The 18,127-nt window shown below is 68.0% G+C and carries 16 protein-coding genes; 6 read left to right on the top strand and 10 right to left on the bottom strand.

Going from position 1 to position 18,127, the window contains the following annotated elements; translation table 11 throughout:
• Positions 1 to 475, top strand: a 475-nt coding sequence (locus IV113_RS16705) for an FCD domain-containing protein (RefSeq protein WP_291087159.1), incomplete at its 5' end; no start/stop codon positions are given.
• Between the two features lie 28 nt (positions 476 to 503).
• Here the strand turns inward: IV113_RS16705 and IV113_RS16700 are convergent.
• From IV113_RS16700 to IV113_RS16665, 8 genes are all read right to left on the bottom strand, one after another.
• On the bottom strand, positions 504 to 1,163 hold the full coding sequence (locus IV113_RS16700; protein WP_291087157.1) for a cysteine hydrolase: 660 nt from the start codon (positions 1,161 to 1,163) through the stop codon (positions 504 to 506).
• Positions 1,160 to 2,719 (bottom strand): ABC transporter ATP-binding protein, encoded by a 1,560-nt coding sequence (locus tag IV113_RS16695; protein WP_291087155.1) that lies wholly within the window; start codon positions 2,717 to 2,719, stop codon positions 1,160 to 1,162. Before IV113_RS16695 ends, IV113_RS16700 begins: the two co-directional genes overlap by 4 nt.
• Positions 2,720 to 2,729: 10 nt before the next feature.
• A complete protein-coding gene (locus IV113_RS16690; RefSeq protein WP_291087153.1) occupies positions 2,730 to 3,416 on the bottom strand; it encodes an isochorismatase family cysteine hydrolase in 687 nt (228 codons plus the stop codon).
• Between the two features lie 3 nt (positions 3,417 to 3,419).
• Positions 3,420 to 4,436, bottom strand: coding sequence for a formamidase (locus IV113_RS16685; RefSeq protein ID WP_291087151.1), 1,017 nt, complete (start codon positions 4,434 to 4,436; stop codon positions 3,420 to 3,422).
• Positions 4,437 to 4,463: 27 nt separating this feature from the next.
• Complete coding sequence (locus tag IV113_RS16680; protein ID WP_291087150.1) at positions 4,464 to 5,384, bottom strand: ABC transporter permease; 921 nt, start codon at positions 5,382 to 5,384, stop codon at positions 4,464 to 4,466.
• Positions 5,384 to 6,469 (bottom strand): ABC transporter permease, encoded by a 1,086-nt coding sequence (locus tag IV113_RS16675; protein ID WP_291087147.1) that lies wholly within the window; start codon positions 6,467 to 6,469, stop codon positions 5,384 to 5,386. Before IV113_RS16675 ends, IV113_RS16680 begins: the two co-directional genes overlap by 1 nt.
• A gap of 25 nt (positions 6,470 to 6,494) precedes the next feature.
• On the bottom strand, positions 6,495 to 7,613 hold the full coding sequence (locus IV113_RS16670; RefSeq protein ID WP_291087145.1) for a BMP family ABC transporter substrate-binding protein: 1,119 nt from the start codon (positions 7,611 to 7,613) through the stop codon (positions 6,495 to 6,497).
• 310 nt (positions 7,614 to 7,923) lie between these two features.
• Entirely contained in the window at positions 7,924 to 8,787 is an 864-nt protein-coding gene (locus tag IV113_RS16665; protein WP_291087143.1) for a hypothetical protein, read from the bottom strand.
• Positions 8,788 to 9,006: 219 nt separating this feature from the next.
• On the opposite strand from IV113_RS16665, the gene IV113_RS16660 reads away from it, so the two are divergent.
• Positions 9,007 to 9,420 carry a DsrE family protein gene (locus IV113_RS16660; RefSeq protein WP_291087141.1) on the top strand — a complete coding sequence of 138 codons (414 nt, stop codon included), beginning with the start codon at positions 9,007 to 9,009 and terminating at the stop codon, positions 9,418 to 9,420.
• A gap of 33 nt (positions 9,421 to 9,453) precedes the next feature.
• Here the strand turns inward: IV113_RS16660 and IV113_RS16655 are convergent, their stop codons facing one another.
• Both IV113_RS16655 and IV113_RS16650 read right to left on the bottom strand, forming a co-directional pair.
• The gene (locus tag IV113_RS16655) at positions 9,454 to 10,164 is read right to left on the bottom strand and encodes a DUF899 family protein (RefSeq protein ID WP_291087140.1); all 711 of its coding nucleotides are present in this window, start codon (positions 10,162 to 10,164) and stop codon (positions 9,454 to 9,456) included.
• Between the two features lie 92 nt (positions 10,165 to 10,256).
• On the bottom strand, positions 10,257 to 11,171 hold the full coding sequence (locus IV113_RS16650) for a LysR family transcriptional regulator (protein WP_291087138.1): 915 nt from the start codon (positions 11,169 to 11,171) through the stop codon (positions 10,257 to 10,259).
• Between the two features lie 111 nt (positions 11,172 to 11,282).
• Here IV113_RS16650 and IV113_RS16645 point away from each other — a divergent pair, with 111 nt between their 5' ends.
• The 4 genes from IV113_RS16645 (at position 11,283) to IV113_RS16630 (ending at position 18,103) form a co-directional block, all read left to right on the top strand.
• Positions 11,283 to 12,119, top strand: coding sequence for an alpha/beta hydrolase (locus IV113_RS16645; RefSeq protein WP_291087136.1), 837 nt, complete (start codon positions 11,283 to 11,285; stop codon positions 12,117 to 12,119).
• An 88-nt stretch (positions 12,120 to 12,207) separates the two neighbouring features.
• Positions 12,208 to 13,419 carry an efflux RND transporter periplasmic adaptor subunit gene (locus tag IV113_RS16640; protein WP_291087134.1) on the top strand — a complete coding sequence of 404 codons (1,212 nt, stop codon included), beginning with the start codon at positions 12,208 to 12,210 and terminating at the stop codon, positions 13,417 to 13,419.
• A 26-nt stretch (positions 13,420 to 13,445) separates the two neighbouring features.
• Positions 13,446 to 16,673, top strand: coding sequence for an efflux RND transporter permease subunit (locus IV113_RS16635; RefSeq protein ID WP_291087132.1), 3,228 nt, complete (start codon positions 13,446 to 13,448; stop codon positions 16,671 to 16,673).
• Positions 16,674 to 16,696: 23 nt separating this feature from the next.
• Positions 16,697 to 18,103, top strand: coding sequence for an efflux transporter outer membrane subunit (locus IV113_RS16630; RefSeq protein ID WP_291087130.1), 1,407 nt, complete (start codon positions 16,697 to 16,699; stop codon positions 18,101 to 18,103).
• Positions 18,104 to 18,127 lie beyond the last annotated feature (24 nt).

Below are 18,127 nucleotides of genomic sequence, written 5' to 3'. Positions count from 1 at the left end.
GTTCGACTTCGACAAGTTCGACCAGCTCTACGACCTGCGCATGGTGCTGGAGACCGCCGCGGTGCAGCGGCTGTGCCTGCAGGAGGTGGCGGCTTCATCACCGCAATTGCAGGCCCTCAAGGAACGCTGGCTGGTGCCCGTGACCGAGCGCAGCGCCGACCCGACCGAGGTGGCCGCCTGGGACGAGGCCTTTCACGAAACCCTGGTGAGCGCAGCCGGCAACGCCGAGCTGGCGCGCGTGCATCATGAGGTGACCGAGCGCATCCGCATCATCCGTCGGCTTGATTTTCTGCAGCAGGTGCGCATCGACGCCACCTACGACGAACACGCCAAGATCCTGCGCGCCATCCTGGCCCGCAAGGCCGACCGCGCCGATCTGCTGCTGCGCTCGCACATCCAGACCAGCCAGACCGAGGTGCGCAAGATCACCTTGCACCAGGTGTATCTGGCTCAGCAGGTGGCGCCGGCGGCCTGAGCCTGCAGGTCCCGCGGGCGGCGCGCGCTCACACCGCTTCGAGCAATTCCTTCGAGGTCGCCGACCAGCCCACGATCGCGCCCTGCGCGGTGATCATGGCCAGCGCCGCGGCGTGGAACGCCGGGAAGTAGCTGGCCGTGCCGTCTTCCAGCACCAGGCAATCAAAGCCGCGGTCGTTGGCCTCGCGCAGCGTGGACTGCACACACACCTCGGTGGTGACACCGGCCACCACCAGTTGCGTGATGCCGCGCGCCTGCAGTTGTTGCTGCAGATCGGTGGCGTAAAAGGCGCCCTTGCCGGGTTTGTCGATCACCACTTCACCGGCCACCGGCGCCAGCGCGGGCACGATCTGGTTGCCCGGCTCGCCGCGCACCAGCACACGGCCCATGGGGCCCACGTCGCCGATGCGCAGGCTGGGGGACCCGCGCAGGCGTTTGGCGGGTGGGCAGTCGCTCAGATCCGGCGCGTGCGATTCGCGCGTGTGCACCACCAGGCCACCCAGTGCGCGCCAGGCGGCGAGCACATTCGCGATCGCCGGCACGATGGCCTGCAGTGGCTCCACCGTGTTGCCCAGCGATTCACCGAAGCCGCCGGGCTCCACAAAATCGCGCTGCATGTCGATGATGAGCAACGCGGCGTGGGCCGGGTCCAGTTCGAAGTTGAACGGGCGGGCTGTCACGGTGTTCATGCAGAGACCTCCTCGGCCTGCGGTTCGCTCTGTGCGGCTTCTTCCCCGTGACCACCCGCCATGTGGGCGCCCAGCAGCTTGCGGTCGGCGCCATCGGAGGGGGTTTCAAACACGAGTTGCCCGCCGCTGATCACAGCCACGCGGTCGGCCAGCTGCATCAGTTCGTCGAGGTCTTCGCTGATCAGCAGCACAGCCGCGCCCCGGTTGCGCGCGGCCACCAGCCGGGCGTGGATTTCGGCGGTCGCGGCGAAGTCCAGGCCGAAGGTCGGGTTGCTGACCAGCAGCAGCTTTGCAACGCCTGCCAGCTCGCGCGCGAGCACGGCACGCTGCACGTTGCCGCCCGACAGCGCGCGAATGGGTGCGTCGATGCCCGGCGTCTTCACGCGGTACTCGTCCACCCAGCGCTGCGCCATGGCGCGAAGCCGAGGCCATCGGACAAAGCCGGCCTGGGCCAGCGGTGCTTCGTCAAACAGGCGCAGCGCCATGTTTTCCGACACGCTCATGTCGGGCACACACGCATTGATGAGCGGCTCCTCGGGCAGGCTGCGCACCTCCAGAACGCGGTTTTGCTCGCGGCGCCCGGCGTAGGGTTCACCGCGCACCGTGACGTCGCCGCCCAGGCGCGCGCGCTGGCCGGTCAAGGCCTGCATCAGCTCCTTCTGGCCGTTGCCCGACACGCCCGCAATGCCCAGGATCTCACCCGCGCGCACCTGCAGCGTGAGGCCGTTCAGCGCGAGGTCACCGCGGTCGCCCATCACCGTGAGCCCGTCCACCGCCAGCGTCACCTCGGCATCGAACGGCTGCGCGGTCTTCTCCAGCAAGGCCTTCTCGGCCGCCTGGCCCACCATGGCGTGCGCGAGTTCGTCGGGGTCGGTCTGCGCCACGGCCTTGCTCAGCACGAGCTGGCCGCGCCGCAGCACCGACACGTCATCGGCATACGCCGTGACCTCGCGAAACTTGTGCGTGATCATCACGATGGAACAGTCGCCAGCGTGCGCGCGTTCCTTCAGCGCACCGAGCACCTCGTCGGCCTCCTGGGGCGTGAGCACCGAGGTGGGCTCGTCCAGGATCAAGAGGCGTGGGCGAAGCAGCATCTGCTTCAAGATCTCCAGCTTCTGCTTCTGCCCGGCCGAGAGGTCGATGGGATAGGCGTCGAGCTCGAGCGAGAACGGCGCGCTGGCCATGAAGGCCTTGAGCTCGGCGCGCGCGGCCTTCCAGTCGATCACGGCGGGCAGCGCGCCGCGCGCCAGCAGCAGGTTCTCGGCCACAGTCATGCCGGGCACCACGGTGAAGTGCTGGTAGACCATGCCGATGCCGAGTTCGCGCGCCACACTGGGCGAGTGGATGTCCTGCTCGCGGCCGTCGATCAGCACCGCGCCTTCGTCGCCCCGGTGGTAGCCCACCACAGCCTTGACGAAGGTGCTCTTGCCCGCGCCGTTTTCCCCCAGCAGCGCGTGCACGGTGCCGGGCCGCACGGTGAGCGACACGCCATCCAGCGCGGTGAAGGCGCCAAAGCGTTTGGTCAGCTGGTAGGTGTCGAGTTGCAGCGCGTGCATGGTGCGTCCTTCAGAGCGACTGCAGGGCTTTGATGACGGCCGCCGTGTCGCTCACCGCGCCGAACACGCCGCCCTGCATGGGGATCATGTTGAGCGCGGCCTGGTGGTTGCCGGGGTCGGTGGCGCCGGTGCCGTCGGAGAGCATCACGCACTCGAAGCCGCGGTCGTTGGCTTCGCGCATGGTGGTGTGCACGCACACGTCGGTGGTGATGCCGGTGAGGATCAGGTTGCGGATGCCGCGCGTGTGCAGGATCAGCTCGAGGTCGGTGGCGTAGAACGAGCCCTTGCCCGGTTTGTCGATCACGGGTTCTCCGGGCAGCGGTGCCAGCTCGGGGATGATCTCCCAGCCCGGTTCACCGCGCACCAGGATGCGGCCACACGGCCCGGCGTCGCCGATGCCCGCGCCCATCTGGCGCGAGCGCCAGCGCTTGTTGGCCGGCAGGTCAGACAGATCGGGCCGATGGCCCTCGCGGGTGTGGATCACGTGCAGGCCGGCAGCGCGCGCCGCGGCCAGCACGCGAGCTATGGGCTCGATGGGCGCGCGCGTGAGCGAGAGGTCGTAGCCCATGGTGTCCACGTAGCCGCCCACGCCGCAGAAGTCGATCTGCATGTCGATGATGACCAGCGCGGTGTTGGCCGCGCGCAGGTCGCCATCGAACGGCCAGGTGTAGGGGTGGGCTTGGGCGAACAGGGCCATGGCTCAGCGCTCCAGCAGGTTGGGCACGTTGCCCACGAAGTCACGCGTGGGTGGCTCGAAGCCGCAGGAGCGGCCATCGGTGTGCACCACGTCGGCTTCCCACGGCAGCTGGAAGCGCCCGGCCACCATGTCCTGCATGAAGGTGTAGGGGCAGTCCTGCGCGCCGCCCTTCACCGCCACATAGCCTCGGTGACTGAACTGGTAGGGGTTGTTTTCCACGCCCCAGTGCAGGCGCGCTTCGCGGATCAGGTCGGGGCGGATCTCGGCGCAGATGACCTCGTCGGGCCGGCCACCGCCTTGGGTGACCACCGTGCCTTCGTGGTCGCACACCATGGCCTCACCCATGGAATCAAAACTGCCGTCGCTGCCGCACAGGCACACGCTGGCCGTGGCCATGAGGTTCTGGAAGGCGTTGGCCTGGTTGGTGATCTGCCAGGCGTGGCGGATGGGCGCGGTGTAGCCGGCGGTGCGCAGCATGAGTTCGGCGCCTTTGTAGGCGCACTCGCGCGCCATCTCGGGGAACATGCCGTCGTGGCAGATGATGAGCGCGAGCTTGATGCCGCGTGGCCCCTCGATCACCGGAATGCCCATGTTGCCGGGCTCCCAGGGCTCCACCGGCACCCACGGATGAAACTTGCGGTAGTAGAGCCTGAGCACACCCTGGTCATCAAAAATGATGCCGGTGTTGTAGGGGTTGCCGCCCGGGTTGGCCTCCATGATGGAGAAGCAGCCCCAGATGCGGTGGGTGATGCAGGCTTGGCGCATCGCCTCGACCTCGGGGCCGTCCATGCTCACCATGAGCTCGGGCGCGGTGCTCATGGACAAGCCATGCAGCGCGTACTCGGGGAACACCAGCAAGTCCATGTGGGCATAACCACGCCGTGCCTTGCCCACCATGTCCACGATCTTCTGCGTCTGCGCGGCCAGCTGCGCCGGCGTCTCCACCACCGGCAGTTGCAGCTGGGCCAGGCCCACCACCACACCACCCGGCGACTTGTTCAGGCCACCCAATCCGTTCATGCCCTTTGCTCCGGTTTCATCATTCGGTCAACGCTGCACGCCGAGCTCGCTGGGAGCACCGCGCAGCACACGCTGCGGCGCGCAGGTGACCACCAGGATGACCAGCGTCATCACGTAGGGCACGGCGTTGAAGAGGTAGTAGTAACCCGTGACGCCGACCGACTGCAACGCCGGGCCGAGCGCGCCCGCGCCGCCAAACAGCAGCGCCGCCCACAGGCAGGCCATGGGCCGCCAGCGCGCAAAGATCACCAGCGCCACCGCAATCAGGCCCTGGCCGCTGGACAGGCCTTCGTTCCAGCTGCCGGGGTAGTAGAGCGAGAGCGACGCGCCCCCGAGGCCGGCGATGGCGCCACCGACGGTGGTGGCCAGCGTGCGCACCCAGGTGACCGAGGTGCCCAGCGCCCGCGCGGCGTCCGACGAATCGCCCACCATGCGCACCAGCATGCCCCAGCGCGTGTTGGCAAAGGCCCAGGCCATGAGCAGTGCGAGCAGCACACCGATGGGGAACAGCGCGTTGATGTCGAGCGCGGCGCGCACCTGGGGTGAATCGCTCCAGTTGCCCAGGGGGAGTGAGCCCAGCGTGGGCGCCTGCGGCTGGATCAGCGGCTTGCCCAGGTAGAAGGCCAGACCGATGCCGAGCATCATCACGCCGATGCCCATGGCGATGTCGTTGACGCGCTTCATCGAGCACGCCAGGCCGTGCAGCAGCGCCAGCAGCGCCCCGCTGGCCGAGCCGGCGAGCACGCCGAGCCAGGCCGAACCGCTCCAGTACGCCACACCGAACGCGCTCATGGCCGAGAACACCAGCACGCCTTCCAGACCCAGGTTGATGCGGCCGGATTTTTCGGTCAGGCACTCGCCCAGGCTCACAAAGAGAAACGGCGTGCCCACCCGGATGGCACCGCCCAGGATGGCCAGCAGCACCGCACCGATCGCGTCCATGTCCATCAGGCGGCACCTTTCTGCGTCGCGGGAACGGGCACGGCCGCGCGCTTGAGCACGTCCCAGCGGATGCGCCCGCGCGCCGCTTCGGCCGAGAGGATGAGCACGAACACGAAGCCCAGCAGCACCTGCACCGACGCGTCGGGCAGGCCCAGGCGGCGCTGCAGCAGGCTGCCGGCCGCGCCGAAGCCACCGAGCACGATGGCCACCGGGATGATCGCCAGCGGTTGGTGGCGCGCGGCAAAACTCACCAGGATGCCGGTGTAGCCCAGCCCCGCGATCACCGACGCATTGGCCGCCGTGTGCACCGCGGCAATCTCGATGCCGCCGGCCAGACCCGCCGCCGCTCCGCCAAGCGCGCAGGCCGTGATGACCAGGCGCCCGGCCGGCAAACCCACCAGGCCGGCGGCACGCACATTGCCACCCACCACGCGGGTGGCGAATCCGTGCGTGGTCTGCCCCAGCCACACGGCGGCCAGCACACAGCACACCACGCCCCACAGCAGACCCCAGTGCACGTCGTAACCCCCCATGGGGCCGATCAGCAGGCCTTCCTTGAGCGCGAAGGTGGACGGCTTGTTGAGGCTGGCCGGATCGCGCATGGGGCCCTCGACCAGGTGCTTGAACACATTGACCGCCACATAGGCCAGCAGCAAGCTGCTGATGGTTTCGTTCACGCCGCGGAACTGGCGCAGGTAACCCGCCAGCGCGATCCATGCGGCGCCGCCGAGTGCCGCGGCCAGCATCAGGCTGGTGGTGCCGAACAGGCCCTCGGGCACGGCCCACACATAGGGCAGGCCGGCACAGGCCAGCGCTCCCACGATGAGCGCACCCTCGCCGCCGATGATGGTGAGGCCGGCGCGCGCGGGCAGCGCCACGCACAGCGCGGTGAGCATCAGCGGCGCGGCGCGCTGCAGCGTGTTCTGGAGTGAGAAGGCATCGCCAAACGCACCGCGGAACAACAACGCCCAGACCTCCAGCGGATCAAACCCCGCCAGCGCGACGAACAGGCCGAACAGCAGCAACGCGCCCGCGATGGCGAGCACCGGCAGCAGCACGGCCTCGGCGGCGTCGGTGAGGCGGCTCGTCATCGTGGGGGCCGATCGCAGCAGGTCATCACACCTTGCCGACGACGCCTTCGACCAGGTAGTTCATCGATTCCAGCTCGATCGCGGTCTGCTTGAAGACCTTGCCCTTGGGCACGACCACCTTGCCGGTGTTGTCCTTGACCTCGCCCGCGAAGATGTCGAAGTCGCCCTTGAGCATGCGGGCCTTGATCGCGTCGGCCTGCTTGCGCGCCGGCTCGCTCACGGCGGGACCGTAGGCCGAGGTCTTCACGAAACCATCACGCAGCCCACCGCGCACAAAGTTGGGGTGCGGCTTGCCGGTGCGGGCGGCGTCAATCATGGCGTTCACCGGCGTGACCCAGTTCCACTCGGCACCGGTCAGGTAGGCCTGGGGCGCGAGCCTGGATTGATCGGCGTGGTAGCCGCAAACCATCTTGCCGCGGCGCGCGGCGGTCTCCACGATCACCTTGGGCGAGTCCACATGCATGGTGAACACGTCCACACCCTGGTCGGCCAGGCTGCTGGTGGCCTCGGCCTCCTTCACCGGCAGCGACCAGTCGCCCGTGAAGATCACGTTGGTGGTGATGCTCGGGTCCACCGAGCGCGCGCCCATGGTGAAGGCGTTGATGTTGCGCAGCACCTGCGGAATGGGCTTGGCGGCGATGAAACCGAGCTTCTTGCTCTTGCTCATGTGGCCGGCCACCACGCCGTTGAGGTACTGGGCCTCCTCGATGTAGCCGAAGTAGCTTGCCGCGTTGGTGGGGTGCTTGCCGGCCGTCCACAGGCCACCGCAATGGGCGAAGCGCACGCCCGCGTTCTTGGGCGCAACGGTGAGGATGTGCGGATCGAAGTAACCGAACGACGTGGGGAACAGCAGCGTGGCGCCGTCCTGCGAAATCATGCCCTGCATGCTGCGCTGCACGGCCTGCGTCTCGGGCACGCTTTCCTCTTCGACCACCTTCACGCCGGGCATCTTCTTGAGCACGGCCGCCGACTCGGCATGGGCCTGGTTGTAGCCGTAATCGTCACGCGGCCCCACGTAGAGGAAACCCACGGTGATGGGCGCCTGCGCCCGCGCGGCCAGCGGCAATCCGCTCAACGCCAGCCCGGCGCCCATGGCGCCAGAGCCCAGAATCCAGTCGCGACGGTTCCACGTTGCCTTGTCCATGAAAGACCTCTTTTCATATCCGGTGGTTGGTTGAGCGGTGGTCTTGCGTCGGGATGGGTTTCGAAATAACACCATCTTGTATTCAAGACGATGCATTTCTAGCAATGGGCGTGCCACGCGGCAGCGCAGCGCTGCTGCGCTGCGCGCTTCAAGGGCGTAGAGCCTTTCGTCTGGAGCCCGCACCGGGGTGCTGGCCGGCGCACCCCACCGCCTGTCGGGCACGGGTGCAGTGCGTCAGGCGCTTGCATGCCCACGCGCGGTGCATGACCCGCACCACGGCTCGCACCAGCGGGGCGCGCGCCGGGCCCGCTCAGTTGGCCGGGTCGCTCGCCGGAAAATCGTAGGTGTCGTCGAGCACCCTGGCCGCCATGCGAGGCAGCATGCGGCCGATGAAAGCCTCGCCCAGCCAGCGGCGCACCTGCGGCACCGACGCGCCCGGTTCGAGTTCGAAGCTCAGGCTGCTGAAACTGCTGATCCCGTCGTCCACCAGCAGCCCGGCAGGCACTGTGGGTACCAGGCCGGCATCGTCCAGGTGTCTGGCGGCTTCGAGCTTCCAGGCGTTGAGAAACCGGTCGAAGTAACCCACCGTGCCCTGGCGCCAGACCTCGGCCACGTACACATTCCACGCGCTCTGCTGCTCCACCACGAAGCCCCAGGCGAATTCATGCACCTGCACCGGTGCCTGGTCAAACACACCGATCTCGCGCACTTCCTCGCGCGCGGCGAATTCGGCAAACAGCGGGCCGGGGCCACTGGCCTGGCCACTGACGAAGCGCTCGATCTCCTGCGGATCCACCACAAACAGCGCCTGATCGACCGGCGTGGACCGGCGTGCCCGCTTGAGCAAGCGCTCCGTTGCGTCTACCGTTTTCTGGGCGTTGATGCAGCGGTCGCGGAAGGTGCGACGGCCTTCTTCGGTGGAGATCAGGGCCACGGTTTCGTCGAACGCGGCGTCGTCCTGCAGGTGCCCCGATTCGCGCATGTGCAGCACGATGTCGAGCATGGAATTGCGGGTGATGTGCTCGATCATGTAGGCCATCTCACCGCCCTCAAAGTCGGTCATCGACGACTTGATCCACGCCATCAGTTCCACGCCAGAGAGGCCCTGCGGCGCGCGCGGCATGTCGTTGAACAAAGCCCGAAGCACCCGCACGGTGTCCAAATCACTCGCCATAAACCCCTCCAGGCTGACCTACACGCAAATGGGTGGGTGGCCAGAACAGACCTCCGATACCCGGTACAGTGGCAAGCATAGTTCCGAACCGATGCTGAAACGCCCTGAATGCCTCATGGCTAGGGCTCGGTGGGGCAAGAGCGTGACGGTATTGGCACGCGTGACCGCACACCCGTGAACATCGTCGAGCCAGCCGCCAACCCAGCCCAGGAAAACCCCATGCGCCTCAAATCATCGCTCGCCACCCTCACCCTGGCTCTCGCCGCGGGCGTCGTCTCGGCCCAGGACACCGTCGTCTACCACTTCGACAACACCGTCGCGCAAGGCCTCAAAGGCCTGCGCAACGTTCGCAACCACCTGGATACCGATCCCAAGGCGAAGATCACCATCGTCACCCACGCCGAGGGTGTGGACATGCTGATGGAGGGGGCCAAGGCGGCCAATGGCACGGAGTTCGCGCCGCTGGTGTCGGCCCTTAAAAGCAGAGGCGTCAGCTTCGAGATCTGCGAGATCACGCTGAAGAACCGCGACCTCAAAAAGGAGCAGTTCATCCAGGAAGCCGATTTCACGACCTCGGGCGTGGTCCGGATCGCCAAGCTGCAGAAGCAGGGCTTTGCCTACATCAAGCCTTGAAGCGCGAAGCAGGCTGCGCAGCAGCCTGATGCATCACCGGTCGTACTTGAGCTTGGGATACCAGTCGGTCCCGCGACCTTCGGGCGTGCAGTCAAGAATGTTCCACAGCGGCATCAGGTCGGGCGCACCGCGCGGGTCCTGGCCTGGGTCGGCGGTGCTGCCGCCCATCTCGCCGCTCCAGAAGTGACGAATGCTGCCGTCTCGTCGCGTGAAGACATTGAACGCTGGCACGTCCGCGTCTTCAGCGCTGACATAGTCTCGGGTGAAGTCTCCGTCCACGTCCGAATACAGCCGCAGGTTGCGCCAGCCGCGTTGACTCTTGACTTCCAGCAGGCGCTCGATCGGTGACCGCGCCACCATGACGAGCGCCATGCGCTGCTCCACGTCAAGCGCCTCACCATCCCAGGCAGCCATGAGAGACGCGCACATCGGGCAAGGCTGCTCGCGCTTGGGCCCATACATGTAGCTGTAGACGGCCAGTGTCTGCTTGTCGCCAAACAGGTCGGCGAAGTGGACGTGGCCGTGCTCCCCGACGAAGGCGTAGTTCCTGGGCACGACACCGCCCGGGGGCAGCGCGCGCCGTTGCTCTGCCACGCGTTCGATATGGCGCCGGAGTTCGATTTCTTCGGCCAGCAGCGCATCGCGGGCTTGACGGTATTCATCGCTTTCGTTCGGGAAACGGACTCCGTTGCCCCTGGCCAGCTCGCTCGCTGGCTTGAGTTGCGGTATTGCGTTCACGATCATCCTTTCGAAGTTTGCACTGCGTTCTAGACGGGCGTGCACCTTTGAGTCTGTTCGTCAACACACATGCCCTGCCGCCTTCCGCTGGATGGACTTCATCCACGCGACATCTGCGGATGTCGGGAGAACAGCTCCGCGACCCACTCCACAAACGCCCGCACCTTCGCGCTCAGGTGCCGGTTGGGCGGGTACACCACGTACAAGGGAATCGTCATGCAGGTCCACTCCGGCAGCACCCGCACCAGCTCGCCGCGCTCGATCAGGGGCATGGCGGTGAAGGACACCATCTGCGTCACACCCAGCCCGGCGAGCGCGGCCGCCGTCATCGCGTTGCTCTCGTTCACAGAGAGCTTGTACCGGCCTGAGATCTCCAGCATCTGGCCGTCCTTCTCGAATTCGTTCGGGTACGGCCGCCCGTTGCGGGTGGAGAAGTAGTTCACCATGGTGTGATCGTTCTCGAGCTGTTCCGGGTGCGTGGGCGTGCCGTGTGCCTTGAGGTAGGCGGGCGAGGCAACGGTGATCAGCGCCACGTTGGCCACGCGCCGCGCCACCAGCGACTGGTCCAGCAACTCGCCGCCGCGGATCACGCAGTCCACGTTGTCGGCCAGCAGGTCCACCGAGCGGTCGGTCACGCCCAGGTCGAGCTGGATGTCGGGAAAGCGTCGGTAGAAATCGGCCAGCGCCGGGATGATGATCTCGCGCGCCACCGAGGTGCCCACGTCCACCCGCAGGCGTCCGCTCGGGCTGGCCTGCGCATTGGTCATGCTGGCCTCGATGTCGTCGAGGTCGTTGAGCACGCGAATCGTTCGCTCGTAGTAGGCTGCGCCGTCGGGCGTGACGGTCACCCGCCGTGTGGTGCGGTTGAGCAGCTTGACCTTCAGGCGCGACTCCAGGTGCTGCACCAGCTTGGTCACCGTGCCCTTGGGCAGGTCCAGCGACTCCGCCGCCTTGGTGAAGGTGCCGGCCTCCACCACCCGCGCGAACACGCGTATCGATTGAATCTGGTCCATGCCCTCACCCCTTGATGTGCTGTTTTATGACCGGATTGTTCACGCATTGGAAACAGACCACTCATTGGCGATGGCTTTATCCGCAGAAGTGGTGTGTCTATAGTCCAGTCCATGGTTTCAACCTCCTCTTCCTCCGTCCCGTGGGCCCCGTCACAGACCCTGTCGGTGCCGGGCAAACCACCGCTGGAGCTGCGCGTCTGGGGCAAAAAACCGCGCGGCGGCGCGGTGCCACTGGTGCTGCACTTCCACGGCGGCGCCTTCGTCTCGGGCGACCTGGACAGCGGCGCCTGCCTGGCCGAGCTGCTGGCCAGTTCGGGCGCGGTGGTGGCCTCGCTCGCTTACCCACTGGCGCCCGCCCACCGTTTCCCCGACGCGGTGGAAGCCGGCTACGCGGCACTGGAGTGGCTGTACAAGCAGCGCACCCGCCTGGCCGGATCGACCGCGCCCCTGTTCGTCGCCGGTGAAGAAGCCGGTGGCAACCTCGCGGCCGCGGTGGCGCTGATGGTGCGCGACCGCGCCCACCCGCCGCTGGCCGGGCAGATCCTGGTCGCCCCCATGCTGGACCCGTGCAACGCCACCGCGTCGCTGCGGAAAACGATGGGCGAGGCCACCGGCTGCAAGTGGATGGATGGCTGGCAGCAGTACCTGCGCGGGCCGATGGACGCCGAACATCCCTATGCCGTGCCCGGCCGCGCGCAGCGCCTCATCGGCCTGCCACCGGCGCTGATCCTGACCGGCGCCGACGACCCGATGCGCGACGAGGCGCTGGCCTACGCCGAGCGCCTGCGCGGCGCGGGCATCGCCGTGCACAGCGGTGTGTTGCCCTCCACCACCGGCTGGCCCGACTCGCTGAGCGAGCAACCCGCCCAGGAGTGTCCGTGCGCCATCGAGGTGCGCGGACACCTTCGTGCCTTCTTCCAGGCCACGACGCCGCCGCCACCGTCCTGACGGACCCGCCCCCTTTCCCATCACCCTGAAACGCCAACCCCGGTCACCCACCGGGGACGGTCCCGCTCGCCCTCAAAAAGGAAAAACCATGTCCAACTTGCCCACTTTCAAGCGCCGCATCTGGTGGCCGACCGCCGCTGCCCTGGCCGCCATCACCCTCGCCGTGATCGTGCTCGCGCAGGAATCCACACCCGCCCAGGCCAGCGCGCCCGCCGGCGCACCGCCGCTCATGCCGGTGTCCGTGGCCACCGTGACCGAGAGCGACATCGCCGCCTGGGAGGAGTTCTCGGGCCGGCTGGAAGCGGTCGAGCGGGTGGACATCCGCTCCCGTGCCGCGGGCGTGGTGCAGTCCACGCATTTCCGCGAAGGTGCGCTGGTGGCCAAGGGCGATCTGCTGATCTCCATCGACCCCGCGCCGTATGAAGCCGAGGTGGCGCGCGCCGAGGCGCAAACCGTCGCGGCCCAGGCCCGCGTGACACACGCCAGCAACGAGCACGCCCGGGCACGCCGCCTGTGGGACGACAAGGCGATTGCCCAGCGCGAGCTGGACGACCGCGAGAACGTGCTGCGCGAGGCCGAGGCCAACCTCAAGGCCGCGCAGGCCCAGCTGCAGACCACGCGCCTGAGCCTGGGCTACACGAAGGTGCGTGCCCCGGTGGCCGGGCGCATTGGCCGGTTGGACGTGACCGTGGGCAACCTGATCGCCGCCGGCCCGGGCGCGCCCGTGCTCACCACCCTGGTCTCGGTCAGCCCGATCTATGCCAGCTTCGACGCCGACGAAAAGACCGTGACCGGCGCGCTCAAGGGCGTCACGGGCGGCGCACGCCCTGCCGTCGAACGCATCCCCGTGCAGATGGGCACCTCGGCCACGAGCGACACGCCCTACGCCGGCCAGTTGCAGCTGATCGACAACCAGGTCGACCCGCGCAGCGGCACGGTGCGCGTGCGCGCCGTCTTCGACAACAAGGACGGCAGTCTGATGCCCGGGCAGTTCGCGCGCATCCGCATGGGCCAGCCGAAAACCGCGCGCACCCTGCTGGTGAGCGAACGTGCCGTCGGCACCGACCAGGACAAGAAGTACGTGCTGGTGGTGGGCGAAGGCGACAAGACCGAGTACCGCGAAGTCACGCTGGGCGCGTCCGTCGATGGCCTGCGCACCGTGCTCAGCGGCCTCAAGCCCGGCGAACGCATCGTCGTCAATGGCCTGCAGCGTGTGCGCCCCGGTGACGTGGTGCAACCGCAGACCGTGCCCATGAATGCGCGTGCCGAGACACCGGCACCCGCAGTGGCGAAGTCCTGAGCCGCCACGCAAGTGAAAAGAACACCATGAATCTCTCGAAATTCTTCATCGATCGGCCGATCTTCGCGGGCGTGCTCTCGCTGCTGATCCTGATCGCCGGCCTGGTCGCGCTGCGCGGCCTGCCGATCTCCGAGTACCCCGAGGTGGCCCCGCCCTCGGTGGTGGTGCGCGCCCAGTACCCGGGCGCCAACCCCAAGGTCATCGCCGAAACCGTGGCCACGCCGCTGGAGGAAGCCATCAACGGCGTCGAAGGCATGCTCTACATGGGCAGCCAGGCCACGACCGACGGCGTGATGACGCTCACCGTCACCTTCAAGCTCGGCACCGACCCCGACAAGGCGCAGCAGCTGGTGCAGAACCGCGTCTCGCAGGCCGAGCCGCGCCTGCCCGAGGAAGTGCGCCGCCTGGGCGTGACCACGGTCAAGAGCTCCCCCGACATCACGATGGTGGTGCACCTGGTCTCGCCCAACGACCGCTACGACATCAACTACCTGCGCAACTACGCGGTGCTCAACGTCAAGGACCGGCTCGCCCGCATCCAGGGCGTGGGCCAGGTGCAGATCTTCGGCGGTGGTGACTACTCCATGCGCGTCTGGCTCGACCCGCAGAAGGTCGCGCAGCGCGGCCTCTCGGCCAGCGACGTGGTGACAGCGATCCGCGGCCAGAACGTGCAGGCCGCGGCCGGCGTGGTCGGCGCTTCGCCGGGCCTGCCGGGTGTGGACCTGCAGTTGTCCATCAACGCCCAGGGCCGCTTGCAGACCGAAGAGGAGTTCGGCGACATCATCGTCAAGGCCGGTGCCGACGGCGCCGTGACCCGGCTGCGCGACATCGCGCGGCTGGAGCTGGGCGCGGCCGACTACTCGCTGCGTTCGCTGCTCAACAACCAGCCCGCTGTCGGCATGGGCGTGTTCCAGGCGCCGGGTTCCAACGCGCTCGACATCTCGGCCCAGGTGCGCGAGACCATGGCCGAGCTGCAGAAGAACATGCCCGAGGGCGTGGAATTCCGCATCGCCTACGACCCCACGCAGTTCGTGCGCGCTTCCATCAAGTCGGTGATCACCACCCTGCTCGAAGCCATCGCTCTCGTGGTGCTGGTGGTGATCGTGTTCCTGCAGACCTGGCGCGCCTCCATCATTCCGCTGCTGGCGGTGCCGGTGTCGGTGGTGGGCACCTTCGCCGTGCTGCACCTGCTGGGCTTTTCCATCAACGCGCTGTCGCTGTTCGGCCTCGTGCTGGCGATCGGCATCGTGGTGGACGACGCCATCGTGGTGGTGGAGAACGTGGAACGCAACATCGAGGCCGGCCTGTCGCCGCGCGATGCGACCTACCGCGCGATGAAGGAAGTGTCCGGGCCCATCATCGCGATCGCGCTGGTGCTGGTTGCCGTGTTCGTGCCGCTGGCCTTCATCAGCGGCCTCACCGGCCAGTTCTACAAGCAGTTCGCGGTGACCATCGCGATCTCCACCGTGATCTCGGCGATCAACTCGCTCACGCTCTCGCCCGCGCTCGCCGCCCTGCTGCTGCGCGGCCACGACGCTCCGAAGGACGCGCTCACGCGCGGCATGGACCGCGTCTTCGGCCCGCTGTTCCGCGGCTTCAACCGCTTCTTCAACCGCGGCGCCGAGGCCTACAGCGGTGGTGTGCGGCGCGTCATCTCGCGCAAGGCGCTGATGATGGTGATCTACCTCGCGCTGGTGGGCGTGACCTTCGGCCTGTTCAAGGCGGTGCCCAGCGGCTTCGTGCCGGCGCAGGACAAGCAGTACCTGATCGGCTTCGCGCAGTTGCCCGACGGCGCCACGCTGGACCGCACGGAAGACGTGATCCACCGCATGGGCGAAATCACCAAACAGAACCCGAACGTGGAAGACGCCATCGCCTTCCCCGGCCTGTCCATCAACGGCTTCACCAACAGCTCGAACTCCGGCATCGTGTTTGCCACGCTCAAGCCCTTTGCCGAGCGCACGCGCGCCGACCAGAGCGGCGGCGCCGTCGCGGGCCAGTTGAACCAGGCCTACGGCAGCATCCAGGACGCCTTCATCGTGATGTTCCCGCCGCCACCGGTGGCGGGCCTGGGCACCACGGGCGGCTTCAAGCTGCAGCTGGAAGACAAGGCCTCGCTGGGTTACGAAGCGATGGACGCGGCCGTGAAAGCCTTCATGGCCAAGGCCTACCAGACGCCCGAGCTGGCCGGCATGTTCACGAGCTGGCAGGTCAACGTGCCGCAGCTCTACGCCGACATCGACCGCACCAAGGCGCGCCAGCTCGGCGTGCCGGTGACGGACATCTTCGACACCATGCAGATCTACCTCGGCAGCCTGTACGTGAACGACTTCAACCAGTTCGGCCGCACCTACAGCGTGCGCGCCCAGGCCGATGCGCCCTACCGCGCGCGCGCCGAAGACGTGGGCCTGCTCAAGGTGCGCTCGAACACGGGCGAGATGGTGCCGCTGTCGGCGCTGATGAAGGTGAACTCCAGCTTCGGTCCCGAGCGCGCCATGCGCTACAACGGCTACCTCTCGGCCGACATCAACGGCGGCCCCGCGCCCGGCTTCTCGTCGGGCCAGGCGCAGGACGCGATCGAGCGCATCGCCGCCGAGACGCTGCCGCAAGGCATCGGCTTCGAATGGACCGAGCTCACCTACCAGGAAATCCTGGCCGGCAACTCCGCGCTGTGGGTGTTCCCGCTCGCCATCCTGCTGGTGTTCCTGGTGCTGGCCGCGCAGTACGAAAGCCTGACGCTGCCGCTGTCCATCATCCTGATCGTGCCCATGGGCCTGCTCGCGGCCATGACCGGCGTGTGGCTGGATGGAGGTGACAACAACGTGTTCACGCAGATCGGGCTGATCGTGCTGGTGGGGCTATCAGCGAAGAACGCGATCCTGATCGTGGAGTTCGCGCGCGAGCTGGAGTTTGCCGGGCGCACGCCGGTGCAAGCCGCCATTGAAGCCAGCCGCCTGCGGCTGCGCCCCATCCTCATGACCTCGCTGGCTTTCGTGATGGGTGTGCTGCCTCTCGTGCTGGCCACCGGCGCGGGCGCCGAGATGCGCTCGGCCATGGGCGTTGCCGTGTTCGCCGGGATGATCGGCGTGACCGCCTTCGGCCTGTTCCTCACGCCGGTGTTCTACGTGCTGCTGCGCCGCCTGGCGGGCAACCGCCCGCTCAAGCTGCACGGTGAGATTCCCCACTTCGAGGGCTTTGCCTCCGGCGGTGGTGGCTCCGCGCGCGCGGTGCCCGCCGCCCCCCTGACCCATTGAAGAAGACACAGAAGGTGCACACCATGAAAAAGCTCCATCACCTGTTGCCGCTGGCCGCCGCCCTCTTCCTGGCCGGCTGCGCCACCGCGCTGCCACCCCTGCCGTCGTCCGTCCCGACGCCGCCGCAGTTCAGGGAGCAGCAGCGCCAGAACGAAAACTGGACCATCGCCCAGCCTGCCGAGGCCCAAAGCCGCGGCACCTGGTGGAAGGCGTTCAAAGACCCGGTACTCGACGACCTCGCCGAGCGCGCCGGTGCGAACAACACCAGCATCCAGGAGGCCGCGGCCCGTCTGGCGCAGGCACGCTCGCTGGTGCGCGGCGCCCAGGCCGACCGCGCACCGCAGATCGGCCTCGGCGCCGACGCCTCCCGCGGCGCCGGTGCCAACACGGCCAACGGCGCCACACCGGCCACGATGCTGCGGGCCGGCGTGAACCTCTCGTACGAGGTGGACCTGTTCGGGCGGCTGGCGGGCGTGCGCGACGCCGCCACGCTGGACGCGCAATCGCGCGAAGCCCTGCTGCAGAGCACGCGCCTGCTGGTGCAGGCCGAAGTGGCCCAGACCTACCTGGCGCTGCGCGCGGCCGACACCGAACGCACGCTGGTGCAGGACACCGCCACCGCCTACGGCGACACGTTGCGTCTCACGCAGCGCCGCTTCGAAGCCGGCGACGTGGCCGAGCTCGACGTGATCCGCATCCAGACCGAACTCGCCGCCACCGAGGCCGAGGTGTTCGCGCTCAGCCGCAGCCGCGCCCAGTTGGAAAACGCGCTGGCCGTGCTGGTGGGCGAGCCCGCCTCGGGCTTCGCGCTCGCCTCCAACACCGGCGCCCGCGCCCTGCCGGTGATACCCGCCGGCGTGCCGGGCACGGTGCTCGCGCGCCGGCCCGACGTGGCCGCAGCTCAAGCTTCTCTGCTGGCCGCGCAGGCCCGCGTGGGCGTGGCCCAGGCCGCGTGGTTCCCCAGCGTGTCGCTCACCGGCGCCGCTGGATACGCGTCGCCCGACATCGGCGACCTGTTCAAGTGGTCGGCCCGCGCCTGGGGCATCGGCGCGCTGATGTCCGTGCCACTGTTTGACGGTGGCCGGCGTGAGGCCGGTGTTCAGGGCGCAGAGGCGCAGCTGGACGCCGCCGCAGCGAGCTACCGGGGCCAGGTGTTGAACGCCTTCCGCGAAGTCGAAGACCAGCTGTCTGCCCTGCGCCTGCTGCAGGACCAGTCGCTGGCCCAGGGCCGCGCGGTGAGTGCGGCGCAGCGCGCCAGCGCGATCTCGGAAACGCGGTATCGCAACGGCCTGGTGAGCCAGCTCGAACTGCTGGACGCGCGCCGCAACGAACTGCTCAACCGCCGACAGGCGCAGCGCGTGGAAGCGGCGCAGCAGCAGGCCACGGTGCTGCTGATCCGCGCGCTGGGCGGCGGGTGGGACAAGGCGTGAACCTGGGCACCACACCCCAGGGTT

Origin of the sequence: Hydrogenophaga sp. (assembly GCF_018780385.1) — a bacterium.
Classification (GTDB): Bacteria; Pseudomonadota; Gammaproteobacteria; order Burkholderiales; family Burkholderiaceae_C; genus Hydrogenophaga.
This window is presented reverse-complemented; position numbering and strand designations above follow the sequence as displayed.